The sequence below is a fragment of the Inhella sp. genome (assembly GCF_027532025.1).
Lineage (GTDB): Bacteria > Pseudomonadota > Gammaproteobacteria > Burkholderiales > Burkholderiaceae_C > Inhella.
In genome coordinates this window covers 35446-50344 of sequence record NZ_JAPZSY010000005.1, presented here as the reverse complement: position 1 = coordinate 50344, position 14899 = coordinate 35446, and the positions used below count along the sequence as shown (strand labels likewise).

17 protein-coding genes are annotated in these 14899 nt (G+C 66.7%); 9 read left to right on the top strand and 8 right to left on the bottom strand.

The window, feature by feature from the left end; genetic code table 11:
- The coding region (locus tag O9335_RS01555) for an ATP-binding protein (protein WP_298382527.1) at positions 1-156 on the top strand (156 nt) is incomplete at its 5' end.
- Here O9335_RS01555 and O9335_RS01550 read toward each other — a convergent pair.
- From O9335_RS01550 to trpS, 3 genes are read right to left on the bottom strand one after another with little or no spacing between them, the layout of a single operon-like run.
- Positions 140-1486 (bottom strand): MATE family efflux transporter, encoded by a 1347-nt coding sequence (locus tag O9335_RS01550; RefSeq protein WP_298382521.1) that lies wholly within the window; start codon positions 1484-1486, stop codon positions 140-142. The two genes, O9335_RS01555 and O9335_RS01550, sit on opposite strands and share 17 nt — an antisense overlap.
- 20 nt (positions 1487-1506) lie before the next feature.
- On the bottom strand, positions 1507-1962 hold the full coding sequence (locus O9335_RS01545; protein ID WP_298382518.1) for a DUF3717 domain-containing protein: 456 nt from the start codon (positions 1960-1962) through the stop codon (positions 1507-1509).
- A 1-nt stretch (position 1963) separates the two neighbouring features.
- Positions 1964-2941, bottom strand: coding sequence for a tryptophan--tRNA ligase (trpS, locus tag O9335_RS01540; RefSeq protein ID WP_298382515.1), 978 nt, complete (start codon positions 2939-2941; stop codon positions 1964-1966).
- A 37-nt stretch (positions 2942-2978) separates the two neighbouring features.
- Between trpS and purN the strand changes: the two genes are divergently transcribed.
- From purN to O9335_RS01520, 4 genes are all read left to right on the top strand, one after another.
- Complete coding sequence (gene purN, locus O9335_RS01535; protein WP_298382512.1) at positions 2979-3605, top strand: phosphoribosylglycinamide formyltransferase; 627 nt, start codon at positions 2979-2981, stop codon at positions 3603-3605.
- A gap of 1 nt (position 3606) precedes the next feature.
- Positions 3607-4836: an RsmB/NOP family class I SAM-dependent RNA methyltransferase gene (locus tag O9335_RS01530; RefSeq protein WP_298382509.1), complete on the top strand. Its 1230-nt coding sequence runs from the start codon at positions 3607-3609 to the stop codon at positions 4834-4836.
- 127 nt (positions 4837-4963) lie between these two features.
- Positions 4964-6199, top strand: a complete 1236-nt coding sequence (locus O9335_RS01525) for a fatty acid desaturase (RefSeq protein WP_298382506.1) — start codon at positions 4964-4966, stop codon at positions 6197-6199.
- Positions 6200-6279: 80 nt separating this feature from the next.
- Positions 6280-6786 carry a DUF3016 domain-containing protein gene (locus O9335_RS01520; protein WP_298382503.1) on the top strand — a complete coding sequence of 169 codons (507 nt, stop codon included), beginning with the start codon at positions 6280-6282 and terminating at the stop codon, positions 6784-6786.
- A gap of 89 nt (positions 6787-6875) precedes the next feature.
- Here O9335_RS01520 and rpmG read toward each other — a convergent pair whose 3' ends face one another.
- The 3 genes from rpmG to trxB all read right to left on the bottom strand — a co-directional run bounded on the left by rpmG (position 6876) and on the right by trxB (position 8440).
- Positions 6876-7046 carry a 50S ribosomal protein L33 gene (gene rpmG, locus O9335_RS01515; RefSeq protein WP_298382501.1) on the bottom strand — a complete coding sequence of 57 codons (171 nt, stop codon included), beginning with the start codon at positions 7044-7046 and terminating at the stop codon, positions 6876-6878.
- 19 nt (positions 7047-7065) lie between these two features.
- Complete coding sequence (gene rpmB / locus O9335_RS01510) at positions 7066-7299, bottom strand: 50S ribosomal protein L28 (RefSeq protein WP_022979438.1); 234 nt, start codon at positions 7297-7299, stop codon at positions 7066-7068.
- Positions 7300-7492: 193 nt separating this feature from the next.
- A complete protein-coding gene (trxB, locus tag O9335_RS01505) occupies positions 7493-8440 on the bottom strand; it encodes a thioredoxin-disulfide reductase (protein ID WP_298382498.1) in 948 nt (315 codons plus the stop codon).
- A 148-nt stretch (positions 8441-8588) separates the two neighbouring features.
- Between trxB and O9335_RS01500 the strand changes: the two genes are divergently transcribed.
- The 4 genes from O9335_RS01500 to O9335_RS01485 are packed head-to-tail and all read left to right on the top strand — an operon-like array spanning position 8589 to position 13555.
- Positions 8589-9278: a Crp/Fnr family transcriptional regulator gene (locus O9335_RS01500; RefSeq protein ID WP_298382493.1), complete on the top strand. Its 690-nt coding sequence runs from the start codon at positions 8589-8591 to the stop codon at positions 9276-9278.
- A 31-nt stretch (positions 9279-9309) separates the two neighbouring features.
- Positions 9310-11640 (top strand): DNA translocase FtsK, encoded by a 2331-nt coding sequence (locus O9335_RS01495; RefSeq protein WP_298382491.1) that lies wholly within the window; start codon positions 9310-9312, stop codon positions 11638-11640.
- Positions 11637-12260, top strand: a complete 624-nt coding sequence (lolA, locus tag O9335_RS01490; RefSeq protein ID WP_298382488.1) for an outer membrane lipoprotein chaperone LolA — start codon at positions 11637-11639, stop codon at positions 12258-12260. Before O9335_RS01495 ends, lolA begins: the two co-directional genes overlap by 4 nt.
- Positions 12257-13555: a replication-associated recombination protein A gene (locus O9335_RS01485; RefSeq protein WP_298382485.1), complete on the top strand. Its 1299-nt coding sequence runs from the start codon at positions 12257-12259 to the stop codon at positions 13553-13555. Before lolA ends, O9335_RS01485 begins: the two co-directional genes overlap by 4 nt.
- On the opposite strand, the gene O9335_RS01480 is transcribed toward O9335_RS01485, so the two are convergent.
- Positions 13539-14303: a hypothetical protein gene (locus O9335_RS01480; RefSeq protein ID WP_298382483.1), complete on the bottom strand. Its 765-nt coding sequence runs from the start codon at positions 14301-14303 to the stop codon at positions 13539-13541. The two genes, O9335_RS01485 and O9335_RS01480, sit on opposite strands and share 17 nt — an antisense overlap.
- Positions 14300-14764 (bottom strand): Lrp/AsnC family transcriptional regulator, encoded by a 465-nt coding sequence (locus O9335_RS01475; RefSeq protein WP_298382480.1) that lies wholly within the window; start codon positions 14762-14764, stop codon positions 14300-14302. Before O9335_RS01475 ends, O9335_RS01480 begins: the two co-directional genes overlap by 4 nt.
- Positions 14765-14899: the final 135 nt, after the last annotated feature.

Genomic DNA, 14899 nt, shown 5'->3' with positions numbered 1-14899 from the left:
CCCTTTTTCCGCCTCCCTGGGCACGCGGAGCAAGCCGGCGGCGTGGGGCTGGGCTTGGCCCTGGTGCGGCAAGTGGCGCGTTCCCACGGGGGCAGTGTGCGCTGCGAAGCCCGGGAGGGCGGAGGCAGCGTTTTCGTGATCAGCCTGCCGAGTTGAGGCGGCAGGCGTCGACGCTGGCCTGGCGCTCGACCCAGGTCTGCAGGCCCACCAGCAAGACGGCGGACACGCAGAGCCCGGCCGTGGCCGCCGACCAAAAGCCCACAGCCCCCCATTGGGCCGGGCCAAAGGCCAGCCAGTAACCGCCGCCGATGCCCACGCCCCACAGCGCCAGCACGTAAATGACCATCGGCGCGGTGGCCACGTGGTGGGCACGCAGCACCGAGGCGGAAACCGTCTGCAGCGCGTCCCCCAAGTGAAAGAACCAAATCCAAACCAGCAAGGGCAGGGCGGCCTGCGCGGCCGTGGCATCGTTGGTGTAGAGCGCCACGATGGGCTGACGGGCCAACGCCACCAATCCGCCCAGGGCCGCCGCCAAACCTCCGCACAGCCACAGCACATGCCGTCCCACGGCCTGCGCCTCCTTCACCTGTTGGGCGCCCAAGTGCTGGGCCACCAAGGTGCCGCCAGCGGTGCCCAGGGCCAGGGCCATCATGAACATCATGGCCACCAGGTTGACGGCGATTTGGTGACCGGCGACAGCGGTGGCGCCGAGGCGGGCGATGAAGAAGGCCATGAAGGTGAAGCCTGTCACCTCGACCAAGATGGAGCCGCCCATGGGCAGGCCCAAGCGCAGTTGTTGCCACAGGGCGGCGGCCTTGGGGCGGGTGTCCCACAGGTGAGGCACCTGGAACGGCCGGTAGAAGCGGTCGCCCCGCAGCAAGCCCTGCGCCACAGCGGCCTGCAACACCATCACCAGGGTGGTGGCCCAGGCGCATCCGGCCACGCCCAGTGCCGGGATGGGGCCCCAGCCGAACACCAGAAGCGCATTGAGGGGCACCTTCAGCGCCAAGCCTCCCATCTGCAGCGCCATCACCGCCTTGGGCCGGCTCACCGCGTTGGCAAAGCCCCGGAAGGCGGTGGTCAGCAGGGCAAAGGGCAGGGCCAGCGCCAGCGGTCGGGTGTAGTCGGTCACCCGCTGGGCCAGCGCGGGTTCGAGACGGGCCAAGGCGATGAAGGGCTCGGGCCAGAGCAACAACACACAGCCGGGCAGGGCAACCAGAAGCGCCAACCACTGCGCCTGAACGAACAACTGCCCTGCAGCGGGACGATCGCCCGCGCCAAACAGCCGACCCGCGAGCGGCCCGACGGCCAGCACCACGCCCATGAGCCCCACAAAGATGGTGATGTACGCGGCCGAGCCCACGGCCAGCGCCGCCACATCCTGGGCACCCACGCGGCCCAGCATCAGGGTGTCCACGGTGCTGAAGAGCATGACCGCCAGCTGGCCGATCCACACGGGCCAGGCCAAGGGCAGCAGGCGGCGCACGCTGTCGCCGAAACGCGGGGTCAGGGGGCCGCCCCTTGGCTCAAGTCGAGTTGCTGGCCTTCGGGCGCCTGCGCCCGTTCGGCGTAACGGTTGAAGCGCCAAGCCGTGGCCTCCAGCGTGATGCGGCGCCACACCGCCCGTTTGGCCATGGGGCTGAGCTGGGGCCAGTCGCGCACTTCGTCAAAGGTGCGGCCACAGCCTTTGCACAGCGCGTCGCCTTGGGCCGTGGAGCAAATGGCGATGCACGGCGAATCGGGGGTGGTCGCGTACCAGGCGTGGATGGCGTCGGCCGCCAGCGGCTTCAGACGCCGAAGATCCCACTCGTTTTCATGGTGGTAGACCATGAGCGCGTAGACCTCGGCCAGGGCCCGCACTTCGGGGCAGGCGCTGATGCCATCGGGCGAGGGCGAACGGTGGCGCCACCAGTTGATGGCGGCTTCCAAGTCGGTGATGTGCAAGCCCGGTGCGTCTTCCACCTCAAGCATCTCCTTGGAAGGACAGCACCTCGCGCACCTCGCGCAGGGTCTTGCGGGCGTAGGCGCGGGCGCGCTCGGTGCCCACTTCCACCAGCCAGTGCACCTGCTTGGGCTCCAGCGCCGCGGCGCGCTCGCGCCAAGGTTGCTGTTGGGCCACGATGCGATCGGCCAACACGCCTTTGCAGTCCAGGCAACCGATTTGCGCCGTTCGGCACCCCTGCGCCAGAGGCTGACGTTCGGTCGCATCGCACACCACTTCGTGCAGCGCCCACACAGGGCAGCGGCCCGGGTCGCCGGCGTCGTGGCGGTGCACGCGCTGGGGGTCGGTGGGCATGGCGCGCAGCTTGGCGTGGACGTTGGCCGGGGCCTCGCGCATGGCGATGGCATTGCCGGCGCTCTTGCTCATCTTCTGGCCATCCAGCCCGGTGAGGCGGGGGGCGTCGCTGAAACGCGCCTGGGGCATGGGGAAGATCGCCCGCCCGGCGCGGTGGTTGAAGCGCCGGGCCACTTCCCGCGTCAATTCCAGGTGCGCGGCTTGGTCTTGACCGACTGGCACCCACTCGCCTTTGTGCGCCAGGATGTCGGCCGCCTGCAGCAGGGGGTAGCCCAGCAGCCCATAGCTGGGGTGGTCTTCAGCACGCTCCCGGTAGCCAGGCACCCGCTCCAGCCACGCCACCGGCGTGTGCATGGCCAACAGGGTGAACAGCTCGGCGTGCTCCGGCATCCGGCTTTGAAGGAACAACGTGGCCCGCTCGGGGTCGATGCCCGCGGCCAGCCAGTCCACCACCATCTCGTACACGGCATCGTCGTGGGGCAAGGCTTGCGGGCCCGTCAAGGCGTGCCAATCGGCCACGAAGAAGCGGCAGTCGTGCTCGGCTTGCAATGACACCCAGGTTTTCAAGACACCGTGGTAGTGGCCCAGGTGCAAGGCGCCCGTAGGACGCATGCCGGAAATGACGCGGGGGAGGGGGGCATTCATGGGGGCGTGGATTCTCGCCTCTCTACACTGCGGCCGCATGAAGAACGTCGTGATCTTGATCTCGGGCCGGGGCTCCAACATGGAAGCCATCGTCCACGCCTGCCAGCGCGAGGGTTGGCCCGGCCGGGTGGCGGCCGTCATCGCCAACCGCCCCCAAGCTGCGGGTTTGGGTTTTGCTCAGGCGCAAGGCATCGCCACGGCCGTGGTCGATCACCGGTCTCACCCCAGCCGTGAGTCGTTTGACGCGGAGTTGATGCAGGTCATCGATGCTCACGAACCAGCGCTGGTGGTCCTGGCCGGCTTCATGCGCATCCTCACGCCCGGTTTCACCGCGCATTACGCCGGCCGGTTGCTCAACATCCACCCGTCCTTGCTTCCCGCCTTTCCCGGCCTTCACACCCACGAGCGCGCGCTGGAGGCGGGCTGCCGCTTGGCGGGGGCCACGGTGCACTTCGTAACGGCTGAACTGGACCACGGCCCCATCGTGGCGCAGGCGATGGTGCCAGTCTTGCCCGACGACGACGCCGAGCGCTTGGCGGCTCGTGTCTTGGTCCTGGAGCACCAGATGTACCCCCGCGCTGTTCGCTGGTTCCTCGAAGATCAACTCCGCATTGAGGGCTCCCGCGTTCACCACGTTCAGGGCCACGCCCAACTGTTTGTCTGACATGCACCCTGCCGCTTTGATCGACGCCGCTGGCGAACTGTTGCGTGCCGTGCTCCGCTTGGAGCAGCCGGCCGATACCGTCGTGTCGACCTACTTCCGAGCCCACCGACAGCTCGGCTCGCGGGAGCGCGCGGCCCTCGCGGAGACCACCTATGCCGTGCTGCGTCGGCGCCTGTTGTGGCAGCACTTGGCCCAAAGCGGGCGCGGGCCCATGGACCGTCGTCTGGTACTCCTCGGGTGGGCGGGCGAGCCGCGGGTGCGCGATGCCGCCGCCGATGCCGCAGAGCGGGAATGGCTCGCGGCGGCCAACCACATCGACGTCGCCAGCCTGCCTGCCAAGCTTCGACACAACCTGCCCGACTGGATCGCCGAGCCCCTGCAGCGGCGCCTGGGCGATGACTTTGCGGCACTGGCCGACAGTCTGCTGCAAAGCGCGCCGCTTGACCTGCGGGTCAACGTGTTGCAAACCAAACGCGAGGCCGTGCTGGCCGAGTTGGAGGCTCAGGGTATCGCGGCTCAGCCCACGCCCTACTCCCCCTGGGGCATCCGCTTGGTCGGCAAGCCGGCACTCAACCAATGGCCCTTGTTCAAGAGCGGCGCCATCGAGGTGCAGGACGAGGGCAGTCAACTGCTCGCCCTGTTGTTGGACGCCAAGCGCGGCGAGATGGTGACGGACTTTTGCGCCGGAGCGGGGGGCAAGACCCTGGCTTTGGGTGCGGCCATGCGCAGCACCGGGCGCTTGTACGCCTTTGACGTGTCCGGGCATCGTCTTGAAGCGCTTCGGCCTCGCTTGGCTCGCTCGGGCTTGAGCAACGTCTACCCCGTGCAGATCGCCCACGAGCGCGACGAGCGCGTCAAGCGCCTGGCTGGGAAGATGGACCGCGTGCTGGTCGATGCCCCGTGCTCGGGCCTGGGTACCCTGCGCCGCAACCCCGACATGAAGTGGCGGCAGAGCCCGGCCGCCGTGTCTGAGTTGGTGACCCTGCAGCGCAACATCTTGGCTTCAGCCGCGCGCATGGTGAAGTCGGGGGGGCGCCTTGTGTACGCCACCTGCAGCTTGCTGGAGGCAGAAAACGAAGCCGTGGCCGATGCCTTCGAGGCGCCCGGCTTTCAGCGGCTCGATGCCGCCACGCTGGTCGATCCTGCGCTGGTGGAGAACGGCAACCTGCGCTTGTGGCCGCATCGCCACCAGACGGACGGCTTCTTCGCTGCGGTATGGACCAAAGCGTGAGCTGAGGTGCCCCATGGGCAGGTCGCTTTGCCCAAGCCGCTGGGCAGCCCTCCCGCCACGGAGGGGGTTCACCTAGAATCGCCCGCTTGCTTCACTCTAGAACGCCGAATGACACCGGCGGTTGCGCATGGACTTTTTGAACACGGTGTTGTCGCTGTTGGCCGACTGGGCTGGGAATGGCTTGTTGGGGCTGAGTGGCTGGGCGATGCTCGGCATCACCCTGGTGCTGACCCACCTCACCATCGTCTCGGTCACCTTGTACCTGCACCGTGCGCAGGCGCACCGTTCGCTGGACTTGCACCCGCTGCCAGCGCACTTCTTCCGCTTTTGGTTGTGGCTCACCACCGGCATGGTGACGAAGGAGTGGGTTTCGATCCACCGCAAGCACCACGCCAAGTGCGAGACCGCAGACGATCCGCACAGCCCGGTCACCCACGGCCTTAGCACCGTGCTGCGTCGCGGCGCCGAGCTCTACCGAGCCGAAGCCAAGAACGCCGAAACCATGGCCAAGTTTGGCCATGGCACGCCCAACGACTGGATCGAGCGCAAGGTCTACACCCCGCACTCGGCCCTGGGTGTCTCGTTGTTGTTGGTGGTCCTGCTGGCGCTGTTCGGCGCCTGGGGTGCCACGATGTGGGCGGTCACCATGGTGTGGATCCCCGTGACGGCGGCCGGCATCATCAACGGACTGGGCCATGCCAAGGGCTACCGCAACTTCGAAGCCCCCGATGCCTCGACCAACCTCGTGCCATGGGGCGTGGTCATCGGCGGTGAGGAGCTGCACAACAACCATCACACCTTCCCGACATCGGCCAAGTTCTCGGTCAAGCGCTTTGAGTTTGACCTCGGCTGGGCCTACATCCGGTTGTTGCAGGCGTTCAGGCTGGCGCAGCCGCGCAAGATTCCGCCCCAAATGTTGGAAGGCGAGATCAAGCCTGCCGACCAGCAAACGCTGGAGACCCTCATCGCCAACCGGTACGAGGTCATGGCCCGTTTCGGTCGTGAGATGCGCGCCACCTGCCGTCGGGAGCTCAAGCGCTTGAAGTCTGAAGGCGCCAAGCAAAGCGCGCAGTGGCGGCAGCTCAAGCTGGCCAAGCGTTGGTTGCCGCGCGACGCCGACCGCGTGCCGGCAGAACTGGTGGCCCAACTGCAGGCCGTCCGTGAGGCGATGCCCACCCTGGACACTCTCGTGCAAATGCGTGAAGAGCTCCGCCAACTCTGGACCCGCACCAACGTCTCGGCCGAGCAACTGGTGAAGGACCTGCAGGCTTGGTGCCAGCGCGCCGAAGACAGTGGCATTGCTGAATTGAGGGCCTTCTCGATGCGGCTTCGGGCCTCGCGGTCGATGCCGGCCCTCGCCTGAGTTCGTCCATCGCAACCCGCTGCAAAGGCGCGGGTTAAGTCGCAAAATGGTGGGGTTCCCCTGACGCTTGGAGCCTCACCATGCCGCACCATCGACGCGATCTGTTGACCCTGTGTTTGGCCTGCGCGGCGATGCCGTCGATGGCCGTGACGCCTCAGGTCACGCCACCGCCAGGGCTTGTGAAGGTGACGTTCGAAGGGGATTTGCAGCGCTACGCCGACTTGGGCGAGGACGCTGTCGACCGAGAGCAGGCCGTGGCCGACCTCACAGCCATCTTCGTCGGGCTCAAGAGCCTGCTGCCGGAGGGCCTTTCGCTCGGCGTGGTGGTGACCGACGTGAACTTGGCCGGCGAGTTGGAGTGGACACGCTCCGGCAAGCGGATTCGCGTGATGCGCGATATCGGCTGGCCCATCATCGAGTTTCGTTACGAGCTGAAGCGTGGCCAAGCGGTACTGAAGGCCGGACAGGAGCGACTCAGTGACATGGCCTACCTCAACTCGCCACCCATGGGGGTGGGTTCGGGTCGTCTCGCCCACGAGGAGCGCATGCTGCAACGCTGGGCAAGAGCCTTGGTTGCAGGCTTGTGACCTCGGCTTCGAGGTCGACAGGCCAATGAAAAACCCGCCGGGCTGACGCCGGGCGGGTTGATGGGTGGGTTGGGGTCGAGCCCCTGACCTCACTTCAGCTTCACTTCCTTGTACAGGACGTGCTTGCGGGCCTTGGGGTCGAACTTCATGAATTCCAGCTTCTGGGGCGTGGTCTTCTTGTTCTTGGCCGTGGTGTAGAAGTGGCCGGTGCCCGCCGAGGACTCCAGCTTGATCTTTTCGCGTCCGCCTTTTGCAGCCATGGTGTCGCTCCTTCAGTGATTAAGCTTGACCGCGGGCACGCAAATCGGCCAGAACGGCATCGATGCCCTTCTTGTCGATCAGGCGCAGGGCGGCGTTGCTGATGCGCAAACGAACCCAGCGGTTCTCGCTCTCGACCCAGAAGCGGCGGTACTGCAGGTTGGGCAAGAACCGGCGCTTGGTTTTGTTGTTGGCGTGGGAGACGTTGTTCCCGACCATGGGCTTCTTGCCCGTGACTTCGCAGACGCGTGCCATGACGACACTCCATGTTTTCCGGCGACCCCCGCCCTGATGACAGGGGCGCTGGGGCGGCCTCACCTCGCCAATTGCAACATTGCGCACCATCGTGGGTGCTCGGGTGGCGGTGGCCCGTCACCTGACCGGCGGCGACGAACCGAATTCGTACGCTGCCGTCAAGCAAGCTCGCGAGTATAGCCTGCGAACCTGATCAGTCGCTTTGCTCAAGAAATCGTTGTGCGTCCAAGGCGGCCATGCAGCCTGTGCCGGCGCTGGTGATGGCCTGTCGGTACACGTGGTCTTGCACATCGCCCGCGGCAAAAACGCCGGGCACGTTGGTCATCGTGGCGAAGCCGTCGAGTCCCGAGCGCGTGCGCAGGTAGCCGTCCTTCATCTCCAACTGACCTTGGAAAATGCCCGTGTTGGGGGAGTGCCCGATGGCGATGAAGCAGCCATGCAGCGGGATGTCCGTGGTGGCGCCGGTGTCGGTGTGCTTGATTCGCACGCCGGTCACGCCGCTGGCGTCGCCCAACACTTCGTCCAGCGTGTGGAAGGTGTGCAGCACCACCTTCCCGGCCGCCACCTTGTCCATCAGTTTGTCCACCAAGATGGGTTCGGCCCGGAACTTGTCCCGGCGGTGAATGAGGTGCACGGTGCTGGCGATGTTGCTGAGGTAGAGGGTTTCCTCGACCGCGGTGTTGCCTCCCCCCACCACGCATACCTCACGATCGCGGTAGAAGAAGCCATCGCACGTTGCGCAGGCGCTGACACCCCGGCCGCTGAATGCCGCTTCCGACGGCAAGCCCAGGTACTTGGCCGAGGCGCCGGTCGCAATGATGAGGGCGTCGCAGGTGTACGCCGCACTGTCGCCTTGAAGCTTGAACGGGCGGTGGCTCAGGTCCACGGCGTTGATGTGGTCGAACACAAGTTGCGTTTTGAAACGTTCGGCGTGCTCTTGGAATCGCTGCATCAGCTCGGGGCCTTGGACGCCCATCACGTCGGCCGGCCAGTTGTCCACCTCGGTGGTGGTCATCAATTGACCGCCTTGGGCCATGCCGGTGATCAAGACGGGTTGCAGGTTGGCGCGGGCGGCGTAAATGGCGGCGGTGTAACCGGCCGGGCCCGAGCCCAGGATGATCAGGCGGTGGTGTTGGCTCATGGGGTGGAGTGTGAAGGCAAAGCCTCGAACAGCGAGGGCTCCCAGGGTTGCACCGGGGCTTTCCCTCGAAAGGAGTGAGGAAGAATGCCGATTTTAGGAGGGCGAACTTTGGCCCCTGTCTTGACAACCACTCGAGGAGTTGCCGCCCATGGCCATGTTGTCCAACTTGGATCTGATCCGTCGCGTTCGCCTTTTTTCGATGCTCACCGCCGAGCAGGCTCAGGCGGTGGCCGACAGTGTGACCAAGCGTCGCTTCAAGCGCGGCGAATTGCTGGTTGAGCAGGGCGTTCACAACAACGCGCTGTTCATCTTGCTCAACGGCCGAGCCCGGGTGTTGACCGCCGATCAGCGCGGGCGCGAAGTGATCATGGCAGTGTTGGAAGCGGGCGATTACGTCGGCGAAATGAGCCTGATCGACGGCGAGCCGCCGTCGGCCACCGTGCGCTGCGAGGCACCGTGTGACGTGTTGGTCTTGGGCCGGCATGAGTTTGCGCGTTGCCTGCCCGAGCCGGCCAGCATGGCGTACGGCATCCTCAGGGGCTTGGTGTCCCGGCTGCGCAATGCCGACCGTCAGATCGAGTCGTTGGCGCTGCTGGACGTTTACGGACGCGTGGCCCGAACCTTGATGGACATGGCGGAAGACGACAACGGCCGCAAGATCGTGCGCGGTCGGGTGTCCCGGCAAGACATGGCCAAGGTGGTGGGCGCTTCCCGTGAGATGGTCAGCCGCGTGATGAAGGACTTGGAGGAGCGCGGCCAGATCGAGACGCTGGAGGACGGATCGGTCGTCCTGAAGCACGTCGAGTCGCGCATCGACGACGACGATGCAAGCGAGTGATCGCGCTGGGGCGGGCTGAGACAATCGGCCCATGAGGGCCCATGATCTGACGTACGAGAACCCGCCTTCGGGCGCATCCGGCGGTGCGCGAAGCTGGGTGTTGCCATTGGCCCTGGTGCTGGGGGCGGTGCTCATCGTTTTGCTGACCTTGGCGCTGGGCAGTCACGACGCCAAGGACAGCGCGTTCTCCATCGCCACCGACCGCCACCTCCCGGCGAACCGACTCGGGGCCGTGGGCGCCTGGGTCTCTGATCTTCTTCTGTTCAGCTTCGGCCTGTCGGCCTGGTGGCTGGTTCTGGTGGCGTTGCGCCATTGGGCGGGTGCCTTGGCGTCGTTGTGGCGCGACGGTTCTCGCCCCGTCGGCCCCAGCCAGCCCTGGCGGGTGCCGGTGGGGCTGGTGGTCTTGCTGCTGGCCAGCTGCCTGTTGGAGTGGACCCGCCTGTACGGCTGGGAAACGCGCATGCCAGGCCATGCTGGGGGCGTGTTGGGTTACGAGCTGGGCCCCCGCGCCATGCAGTGGTTGGGCTTTGCGGGTTCGGGCTTGGTGGGCATCGTGCTCCTGGTGTGGGGCTTGGCTTGGGCGCTGGGCTTCTCTTGGCTGCAGCTGGCCGAGCGCATCGGGGCCGCTCTGGAGGCCGCGCGGCATCGTCGGCTTTTGGCCCGCGAGGTGCGAGAAGACGAACGCTTGGGTCAGCAGGCCATGGAGCAGCGCGAGGCCGAGGTCGAGGTGGCCAAGGTGGAGCGCGCGCTGGAGGCCGAGACCCACCAGCCCCGGCACATCGAGCCGCCAGTGCTCAACGTGCCGGTCGAGGTGCCATTGAGCACCCGGGTGGCCGCCGAGCGCCAGCAGCCGCTGTTTCAGGAGCTCAACGACGCCAAGTTGCCGCAGATTGACCTGCTGGATGCGCCGGCGGCGCGTGTGGAGACCGTGACGCCGGAATCGCTGGAGATGACGAGCCGGTTGATCGAGAAGAAGCTCAAGGACTTTGGCGTCGAGGTGCGTGTCGTGGCGGCCTACCCGGGCCCGGTGATCACGCGCTACGAGATCGAGCCGGCCACGGGCGTGAAGGGGTCGCAGGTCGTGAACCTGGCCAAGGACCTCGCGCGCTCATTGAGCCTGGTGTCCATTCGCGTGGTGGAGACGATTCCCGGCAAAAACTACATGGCGTTGGAGTTGCCCAACGCGCGCCGCCAGACCATCCGGTTGTGCGAGGTGTTGGGGTCGCAGGTGTATGCCGATGCGCAGAGCCTGCTGACTATGGGCCTGGGCAAGGACATCGTGGGTGCGCCTGTGGTGGCCGACTTGGCCAAGATGCCCCACTGCTTGGTGGCCGGCACGACCGGTTCGGGCAAGTCGGTGGGCATCAACGCCATGATTTTGAGCCTGCTCTACAAGGCCGAGGCGCGTGATGTTCGTTTGATCCTGATCGACCCCAAGATGCTGGAAATGAGCGTCTACGAGGGCATTCCGCACCTGCTGTGCCCGGTGGTGACGGACATGAAGCAGGCCGCCAACGCGCTGAATTGGTGCGTGGGCGAGATGGAACGCCGCTACAAGCTCATGAGCAAGATGGGTGTGCGCAACCTCGCGGGCTACAACAAGAAAATCGACGAAGCCAAGGGCAAGGAGCAGTCCATCCCCAACCCCTTCAGCCTGACGCCGGAGGCGCCCGAGCCGCTGGACCGCCTGCCGCACATCGTGGTGGTGATCGACGAATTGGCCGACCTGATGATGGTGGTGGGAAAGAAGATCGAGGAACTGATCGCCCGCCTGGCCCAGAAGGCGCGTGCTGCGGGCATTCACTTGATCTTGGCGACCCAGCGTCCCAGCGTGGACGTGATCACCGGGCTGATCAAGGCCAACATTCCGACGCGCCTGTCGTTTCAGGTCAGCAGCAAGATCGACTCGCGAACCATCCTCGACCAAATGGGCGCCGAAGCCTTGCTGGGCATGGGCGACATGCTCTACATGCCCAGCGGCACCGGCCTGCCGGTGCGGGTGCATGGCGCCTACGTGAGCGACGACGAGGTGCACCGCGTGGTGGCGTACCTGAAAGAGCAGGGCGGCGAGCCGAACTACATCGAGGGCATCCTGGAGGGCGGCGTGCTGGAAGGCGAGGGCGGCGAGGCCGGCGCCACCGGTGCGGGCGCCAGCGACGGCGAGAGCGACCCGATGTACGACCAAGCGGTGGCGGTGGTGCTCGAGCATCGCAAGGCCTCCATCAGCTTGGTGCAGCGCCACCTGCGCATCGGCTACAACCGCGCCGCGCGCCTGCTCGAGCAAATGGAGAAGTCGGGCCTGGTGAGCGGCATGGCCACCAACGGCAACCGCGAATTGATCATCCCCAAGCGAGACGAATGAAGCGACGTTGTATATGGACCTTGGCCGCGCTGGTGGCCGCTCCCGCCTGGGCGCAATCGAACGCCTTGGAGCAATTGGCGGCCTTCCAGCGCGAAGTGCAGTCGGGTCGCGTGAGCTTCACCCAGGTGGTGGTGTCGCCCGACGGAAAAAAGCGCCGCAGCACCCAGGGCAGCTTTGAATTTCTGCGCCCCAACCGGTTCCGTTTCGACTACCAGCCGCCCGAGGCGCAGACGCTGATCGGCGACGGCAAGAAGGTGTGGTTGATCGACCCCGAGTTGATGCAGGCCAGCAGCCGGCCCATGAGCCAGGTCGTCAGCGCCACGCCGGTCGCCATCTTGGCGGGAACGTCGCTGGGCGATGCTTTCGTGCTCAAGGCGGACCCCGAAGTCAACGGCGTGGCCTGGGTGGCGGCCACGCCCAAGCAGGCGGACGCCGGCATCCAGCGCTTGCGCATCGGACTCAAGGGCAAGTTGCTGGCCGCGATGGAGATCGTCGACGGGCTCGGCCAGAAGTCCACGCTGAGCTTCGGCCCCTTGGAAGTCAATGTGTCGTTGGCCGCCGATCGCTTTCAGTTCGTGCCTACAGCCGGCATGGACGTGGTGGACGGCGGAGCGCCTTGACCGACGACCTCTTCGGCAGCGCCACCGCGCAGGTGCCGTTGGCAGAGCGCCTGCGGCCCACCACGCTGGACGAGGTCGTGGGTCAAAGCAAGCTGCTGGGGCCGGGCCAGCCGCTGCGGCTGGCGGTGGAGCGCGGGCAGTTGCATTCGATGATCTTGTGGGGGCCGCCGGGCGTGGGCAAGACCACGCTGGCGCGCTTGCTGGTGCAAGCCAGCGCTCTGCCTTTCATCGCGATTTCCGCCGTGCTGGGGGGCGTGAAGGACATCCGCGACGCCGTGGAGCAAGCCAAGCTGCACGGCCGCGCCGCGGTGTTCGTGGACGAAGTGCACCGTTTCAACAAGGCGCAGCAGGACGCGTTCTTGCCGCACGTGGAGTCGGGGTTGTTCGTGTTCATCGGTGCCACCACCGAAAACCCCTCGTTCGAGGTGAATTCGGCCTTGCTGTCGCGCGCCACCGTCCACGTGCTTGAACCCCTGGGCCCGCCGGACTTGGCGCGCTTGTTCGACCGGGGCTGTGCCCTGTTGGGCACGCGCTGGACGGAGGACGCGCGAGATGCGCTCATTGCCTACGCCGATGGCGATGCGCGCCGCATGCTGAATGCGCTGGACAACGTCTCCCGAACCGCGCAGGGTCCGGTCGACACCGATCACTTGCAGCAGGCCTTGGGGGCGCAGCTTCGGCGCTTCGACAAGGGGGGCGATCAGTTTTACGACGCCATGTCGGCCTTGCACAAAAGCGTGCGTGGCAGCGACCCCGACGCCAGCCTGTACTGGTTCGCCCGGCTGTTGGATGGCGGGGCCGACCCCCGCTACCTGGCGCGCCGCCTGGTGCGCATGGCCAGCGAGGACATCGGTCTGGCCGACCCGCGCGCGTTGCGCCTGGCGCTCGACGCGGCCGAAGTCTATGAACGCCTGGGGTCGCCCGAGGGCGAACTGGCCCTGGCGCAGGCGGTGGTGTACTTGGCTGTGGCGGCGAAGAGCAACGCCGCCTACGTGGCCTACAAGGCGGTGCGTGCTTGGGTCGCGAAGGACGCCAGCCGTCCGGTGCCCCTTCACTTGCGCAACGCCCCCACCCAGCTGATGAAGGGCCTGGGCATGGGCGACGGTTACCGTTACGCCCACGACGAGCCCGACGGCTTTGCGGCGGGCGAGCGATACCTTCCCGATGGTGTGCCCGATGACCTTCGCTTCTACGAGCCCACCGACCGTGGTCTGGAAGTCAAGATCGCCGACAAGCTGGCTCGCCTTCGCGAAGCCAACCAGGCGGCGCGACGCGCCCTCACACCGAAAGACTGAACCCGGGCCCCATCACGCGGGCCGACAAGGCCACGGCGGCGGCGTAAGGCAGGGCAGGGGCCAGCGCGCCGGTGCTGATCCACTCACCGGCCTGCAGCGCTGGGGCGGACTGCGCCGTCAACACCCGTTGGAGCGCTGCCAGCGCCCGCAGCGGGCTGCCCATGACCCCGCCGCTGCCGCCCTGGCTGCCCTGCGATCCGACCTGCAGCTCGGCCGACAGGTGGGGCAGGGCGGCGGCGATGGCGTGCGACCACGGCTGGGGCTCGCCGATCCACAGGCCAGCATGCACGCCCCCAGCGGCCACCGAATCGGCCACGCTGCCGCCCCAGGCCGGGTAGGGTCGATCCACGAACTCCAAACCCAAGGCGACGGCTTCGATGCACGGGAGCAGCGCCGCTTCATCGGCGTCTGCCGGCGGCGCTTGGCACAAGCGAAGCACCAACTCCAACTCGACCTTGGGTTCGCGCCAGCCTGCGCCAACTGGCCGTGCCGATTGCCGCCATGTGGTGCTGGCGTACAGCCAGCCCCAACTCGGCGCCTGGATGCCGAGCGTCGCCCAGTTGGCGGTTTGGGTGTGGCCCACTTTGCGGCCGACGGTGGCATCGCCCGCGGCCACGCGTCGTCGGTGGTTGTGGGCGGCCACGTGGTAAGCCTCCGCCAACGTGAGCCCAGGATGTGGCGGCAGCGTGGGCCCACCTTGGCGGGCTTGGTGCAGACCGTCGGCCAGGGCGATCAGTTCGGGGCTCACAGCGGGAAACCCCGGCTGGGCACGACGGCGCGCATGGCGAACGCGGTGCGAACGCGGGCCACATGAGGCAAGGCCGCCAGGTGGTGGCGGTGCAGCCGCTCGTAGTCGGCCAAGTCGGCCACAGCCACGCGCAGCAGGTAGTCGAAGTCGCCACTCATCAAGTGGCACTCCAGCACGTCGGGGCAGGCAGCCACCGCGCGCTCGAAAGCGTCGAGGGCGGCCGTGCCCTGGTTGGACAAGGTGACCTCGATGAACACGGTGGTGGGCCGACCGATGGCGTTCCCACTCAACTCGGCGCGATAGCCGTGGATCACGCCGTCTTCTTCCAGCCGTTGCAGGCGCCGCAGGCAGGCGGAGGGGCTGAGCGACACGCGCTCGGCCAGCTGCGCGTTGCTCAGTCGACCATCGCTTTGCAAAAGGCGCAAGATTGATCGATCGATTCGGTCAAGACTGGCTTTCATGACGCGCAGTATCGACTCCGTTTCGCATGAAGTTGCGCAAACCAAGGGTTAGCCCAGGCACTTCTTGCCATTTGCTGCGGCGCGGCTCGGACGACGATGGGCGGTGTTTCATTCCATCCCGCAACCGGAGAGCCC

Excerpts from the sequence above, each read along its gene's own strand:
- O9335_RS01500 (WP_298382493.1), top strand. The coding sequence starts at position 8,589 with ATGGCCATGTTGTCCAACTTGGATCTGATCCGTCGCGTTCGCCTTTTT.
- O9335_RS01525 (WP_298382506.1), top strand. The coding sequence starts at position 4,964 with ATGGACTTTTTGAACACGGTGTTGTCGCTGTTGGCCGACTGGGCTGGG.
- O9335_RS01530 (WP_298382509.1), top strand. The coding sequence starts at position 3,607 with ATGCACCCTGCCGCTTTGATCGACGCCGCTGGCGAACTGTTGCGTGCC.
- purN (WP_298382512.1), top strand. The coding sequence starts at position 2,979 with ATGAAGAACGTCGTGATCTTGATCTCGGGCCGGGGCTCCAACATGGAA.
- trxB (WP_298382498.1), bottom strand. The coding sequence starts at position 8,440 with ATGAGCCAACACCACCGCCTGATCATCCTGGGCTCGGGCCCGGCCGGT.
- trpS (WP_298382515.1), bottom strand. The coding sequence starts at position 2,941 with ATGAATGCCCCCCTCCCCCGCGTCATTTCCGGCATGCGTCCTACGGGC.
- O9335_RS01475 (WP_298382480.1), bottom strand. The coding sequence starts at position 14,764 with ATGAAAGCCAGTCTTGACCGAATCGATCGATCAATCTTGCGCCTTTTG.
- rpmG (WP_298382501.1), bottom strand. The coding sequence starts at position 7,046 with ATGGCTGCAAAAGGCGGACGCGAAAAGATCAAGCTGGAGTCCTCGGCG.
- O9335_RS01520 (WP_298382503.1), top strand. The coding sequence starts at position 6,280 with ATGCCGCACCATCGACGCGATCTGTTGACCCTGTGTTTGGCCTGCGCG.
- rpmB (WP_022979438.1), bottom strand. The coding sequence starts at position 7,299 with ATGGCACGCGTCTGCGAAGTCACGGGCAAGAAGCCCATGGTCGGGAAC.
- lolA (WP_298382488.1), top strand. The coding sequence starts at position 11,637 with ATGAAGCGACGTTGTATATGGACCTTGGCCGCGCTGGTGGCCGCTCCC.
- O9335_RS01495 (WP_298382491.1), top strand. The coding sequence starts at position 9,310 with ATGAGGGCCCATGATCTGACGTACGAGAACCCGCCTTCGGGCGCATCC.